Below are 4,145 nucleotides of genomic sequence, written 5' to 3'. Positions count from 1 at the left end.
CTGCGGAGTCGGGCCGCTGGGCGGTGCGTTGGGTGGGATGGTGCCGCTTTGGGAGGCCGAGTCGCTCGCGGGGGTGGGGATAGGGCGTGCCCGTCCCGCGGCTGGCCGGGCACGGCGACGCGCTGCTCGGCACCCCGTACCTGATCATGGAGCGGCTGGAGGGCGAGACCATCCCGCGCAGGCTGCTCCGCGACGCGCGCTTCGCCGAGGTCAGGCCGCGCCTCGCCCGGGAGCTCGGCGGCATCCTCGCCCGCGTGCACACGATCCCGCCGGACGCCGTCCCCGGCCTGCCGTCCGAGGACCCGCTGACCGGCCTCGCCGAGCGCTACGCCGCCTTCGAGGAGCCGCGCCCGGCCGTCGAGCTGGCGCTGCGGTGGCTGGCCGAGCACCGGCCGCCGCCGTCCGGGCGGCACGCGGTCGTGCACGGCGACTTCCGCACCGGCAATCTGATGATCGACGAGACCGGGGTGCGCGGGGTGCTCGACTGGGAGCTGGCGCACGCCGGCGACCCCGCCGAGGACCTCGGCTGGCTGTGCGTGAAGGCGTGGCGGTTCGGTTCGCGAGAACCGGTCGGCGGGTTCGGCTCCCGGGAGGACCTCCTCGCCGGCTACGCGGCCGCCGGCGGCGTCCCGCCCACCCCGGAGGAGCTGCGCTGGTGGGAGGTGTACGGCACGCTCCGCTGGACGATCCTGTGCCGCCACCAGGCGGAACGCCATCTCAGCGGCGCCGAGCCGTCCGTCGAGTACGCCGTCCTCGGGCGCAAGGTGTGCGAGCAGGAGCACGACCTGCTGCTCGCGCTGGGGCTCACCGAGCCGGCCGAGCCCGGCGAGGCCGCCGATCCGCTGGAGGGCGCCGGCACCGGGACGGCGTCGCCGCCGCACGACCGCCCGTCCGCGCACGGCCTGATCGACGCCGTGGCCGCGTTCCTGGCGGAGGCGGAACCGGCGGACGCCCGGCTGCGCTTCCACGCGCGGGTGGCGGCGGGCGCGCTCCGCATCGCCCGCCGCGAGCTGATCCTCGGCGACGAGCACTGGGTCGCGCACCGCGAGCGGCTCCGCGCGCTGGGCTGCGCCGACGACGCCGCCCTGGCCGTCGCGATCCGCACCGGTGCCCTGGACGGCTGCATGGACGAGGTCGTCGCGGCCGTGCGCGCGTCCGTCCGGGACAAGCTGACCGTGGCCAACCCCGCCCACCTCGCGAGCCGCTGAGGGCGGGACCGGTTCTAGGAGGGGAAGGGACCGGCGCGGCCGAGGAGGGCGGTGGCGGGCACGCCGAGCAGGCCGCCCAGCCAGGTGCCCGTGTCCGCCACGGCCGCCATGTCGATGCCGGTCTCGACGCCGCTGCGGTGCAGGGCGTACAGCAGGTCCTCGGTGGCGATGTTGCCGGTGGCGGCGGGCGCGAACGGGCAGCCGCCGAAGCCGCCCGCGCTGGCGTCCAGGGTCGCGGCGCCCTCGTCGAGCGCGGTGAGGGCGTTGGCGTAGCCGGTGTTGCGCGTGTTGTGGAAGTGGTAGCGCAGCGGTGTGCCGGGCGCCGCCTCCCGCACCCGCCGGGCCAGGTCGCGGACCTGGGCGGGCACGCCGACGCCGATCGTGTCGGCGAGCGCGATCTCGAAGGCGCCCGCGTCCGCCGCGCGGCGGGCGATCTCCGCGACGCGTCCGGGCGGCGTCTCGCCCTCGAAGGGGCAGCCGAACGCCGTCGCGATCGTCACCCCGGCGGGGACGCCCGCGCCGGCGGCGGCCGCGGCGATGCCGTCCCAGGCGTCCAGCATCTCGGCGGTGGTGCACCCCTGGTTGCGGACGGAGAACGTGTCGGACGCGACGACGACCACGTTGACCTCGTCCACCCCGGCGGCGAGGGCCCGGTCGAGGCCGCGCCGGTTGAGGACGAGCCCGCTGTAGGACACGCCGTCGCGGCGTGGCACGCCCGCCATGACCTCCTCGGCGCCCGCCATCTGCGGGACGCGCCTGGGGTTCACGAAGGAGACGGCCTCGATCCTGCGGGTCCCGGCTTCCACGCAGCGGGTGATGAACGCGATCCTGTCCTCGGGGGAGAGCGCTCGCTCCTCGTTCTGGAGGCCGTCACGCGGCCCCACTTCCAGGACTGTTGTATGCAATCTTCCCTCCGAATTGGAGTTTCAACTGTCCTTCTGACTATATTGCATGCAATCACGCAAGGAGAGTCCATGCCCCGCGCCACCGACACCGCCTACGAGACGCTGCGCCGGATGATCCTCTCGGGCGAGGCCGCGGCCGGCAGCCGGCTCGGCGAGGCGGAGCTCGCGGAGACGCTCGGCCTCTCGCGCACGCCCGTCCGGGAGGCGCTCCAGCGGCTCGGGGCGGACGGCCTGGTGGAGGTCCTGCCCCACCGCGGCGCCCGCGTCGTCCAGTGGACGGGCGCGGACCTGGAGGAGATCTTCGAGCTGCGCTCCCTGCTGGAGCCCTACGCGGCGGCGCGCGCGGCCCGGCTCCGCCCGGACGAGCCCGTCCTCGCGGAGCTGCGCGGGATGTGCGCGGCGATGGAGCGCGCCGTCGCCGACGGCGACCTCGCCCGGGTCGCCCAGCTCAACGCCCGCTTCCACGCCGCGGTGATCGACGCGTCCGGGAACCGCCGGCTGCCCGGGATGCTGACCTCCGTGATGCACGCGCCGCTGATCGTCGGGACGTTCCGCCGGTACGGCGCGGACGCGATGGCGCGGAGCATGAACCACCACCGGGAGCTGGTCGCCGCGATCGCCGCGGGCGACCCCGCGTGGGCCGAGTCGGTGATGCGGGCGCACATCCGCGCCGCCGCGGCCGGGCTCGGCGCGGACCAGGGCAACCAAACGGACGAGGAGACATGAGCGACGACGCATCCACCCGCGCCCTCGGCGACCTGCGGGTCGTGGAGATGGGCCAGCTGCTGGCCGGGCCGTTCTGCGGGCAGCTCCTCGGCGACTTCGGCGCCGAGGTCGTCAAGGTGGAGCCGCCGGGCGCGGGCGACCCGATGCGCGAGTGGGGGCGGGAGAAGCCGCACGGCCGGTCGCTGTGGTGGCCGATCCTCGCCCGCAACAAGAAGTCGGTCACGCTGAACCTCCGCACGCCAGAGGGGCAGGACCTCGCCCGGCGCCTGATCGCGGACGCCGACGTCCTCGTGGAGAACTTCCGCCCGGGGACGCTGGAGCGCTGGGGCCTCGCCCCGGAGACCCTCCGCGCGGCCAACCCGCGGCTGATCATCACGCGGGTCACCGGCTACGGCCAGGACGGCCCCTACGCGCCCCGCGCCGGATTCGGCTCGATCGGCGAGGCGATGGGCGGTATCCGGTACGTCACCGGCGACCCGGACCGGCCGCCGTCCCGCGCCGGGATCTCGCTCGGCGACGAGCTCGCCGGGACGTTCGCGGCCCTCGGCACGCTCGTCGCGCTGCACGCCCGGCACCGCACCGGCCGTGGCCAGATCGTCGACTCCGCGCTGTACGAGGCGGTGCTCGCGATGATGGAGTCGCTGCTGCCCGAATGGGAGATCGCCGGCTACCAGCGCGAGCGCACCGGCTCGGTGCTGCCGAACGTCGCGCCGAGCAACGTGTACCCGACCAAGGAGGGGCCCGTCCTCATCGCGGCGAACCGCGACACGGTCTGGCGGCGGCTCGCCGCGCTGATGGGCCGCCCCGAGCTCGCCGACGACGAGCGCTTCGCGACCCACGGGGCCCGCGGCGCCAACGCCGAGGAGCTCGACGAGCTGATCGGCGCGTGGACGGCGCCGCAGGACCCCGCGTCCCTGCTGGAGCTGCTGCACGGCAACGGCATCCCGGCCGGGCTCACCTACCGCGCCCGGGACATGCTCGCCGACCCGCACTACCGGGCCCGCGAGGCGATCATCCGGATGGCGCACCCGGAGTTCGGCGACTTCCCGATGCAGGGCGTCTTCCCGAAGCTGTCGGACACCCCGGGGGACGTGCGCAGCCTCGGCCCGTCCCTCGGGGAGCACAACGCCGAGGTCTACGGCGCGCTCGGCCTGACCGCCTCGGAACTCGACGGGCTCGCCGCCGCGGGCACCATCTGACCCGCCGGGCCGGCCGCCGCCGCGCCCGCCGCGCCTGCTGGACGAACTTCCACACGTGGTGGCCCGTCGTCAGCGGGTTCGTGCCCCACAGGAGGATCAGCTTCGCG

General features: G+C 75.5%; 4 protein-coding genes. 3 read left to right on the top strand and 1 reads right to left on the bottom strand.

The genetic code is table 11. The annotated features are described in order from the left end of the window. Nucleotides 1-86 precede the first annotated feature (86 nt). A complete protein-coding gene (locus E1300_RS53185) occupies nucleotides 87-1,208 on the top strand; it encodes a phosphotransferase family protein (protein WP_131763936.1) in 1,122 nt (373 codons plus the stop codon). A 14-nt stretch (nucleotides 1,209-1,222) separates the two neighbouring features. Here the strand turns inward: E1300_RS53185 and E1300_RS48095 are convergent, their stop codons facing one another. Next, nucleotides 1,223-2,113, bottom strand: coding sequence for a hydroxymethylglutaryl-CoA lyase (locus tag E1300_RS48095; protein WP_131763935.1), 891 nt, complete (start codon nucleotides 2,111-2,113; stop codon nucleotides 1,223-1,225). A gap of 69 nt (nucleotides 2,114-2,182) precedes the next feature. On the opposite strand from E1300_RS48095, the gene E1300_RS48090 reads away from it, so the two are divergent. Together E1300_RS48090 and E1300_RS48085 are read left to right on the top strand one after the other, a co-directional pair. Next, entirely contained in the window at nucleotides 2,183-2,839 is a 657-nt protein-coding gene (locus E1300_RS48090; RefSeq protein ID WP_131763934.1) for a GntR family transcriptional regulator, read from the top strand. Then, the gene (locus tag E1300_RS48085; RefSeq protein ID WP_131763933.1) at nucleotides 2,836-4,038 is read left to right on the top strand and encodes a CaiB/BaiF CoA transferase family protein; all 1,203 of its coding nucleotides are present in this window, start codon (nucleotides 2,836-2,838) and stop codon (nucleotides 4,036-4,038) included. The genes E1300_RS48090 and E1300_RS48085 overlap by 4 nt, the downstream gene beginning before the upstream one ends. Nucleotides 4,039-4,145 lie beyond the last annotated feature (107 nt).

Source organism: Actinomadura fibrosa (genome assembly GCF_900659615.1).
In the GTDB taxonomy this organism is placed as follows: domain Bacteria; phylum Actinomycetota; class Actinomycetes; order Streptosporangiales; family Streptosporangiaceae; genus Spirillospora; species Spirillospora fibrosa.
The sequence above is the reverse complement of the archived record's forward strand: the minus strand, read 5'-3'. Positions and strand labels throughout refer to the sequence as shown.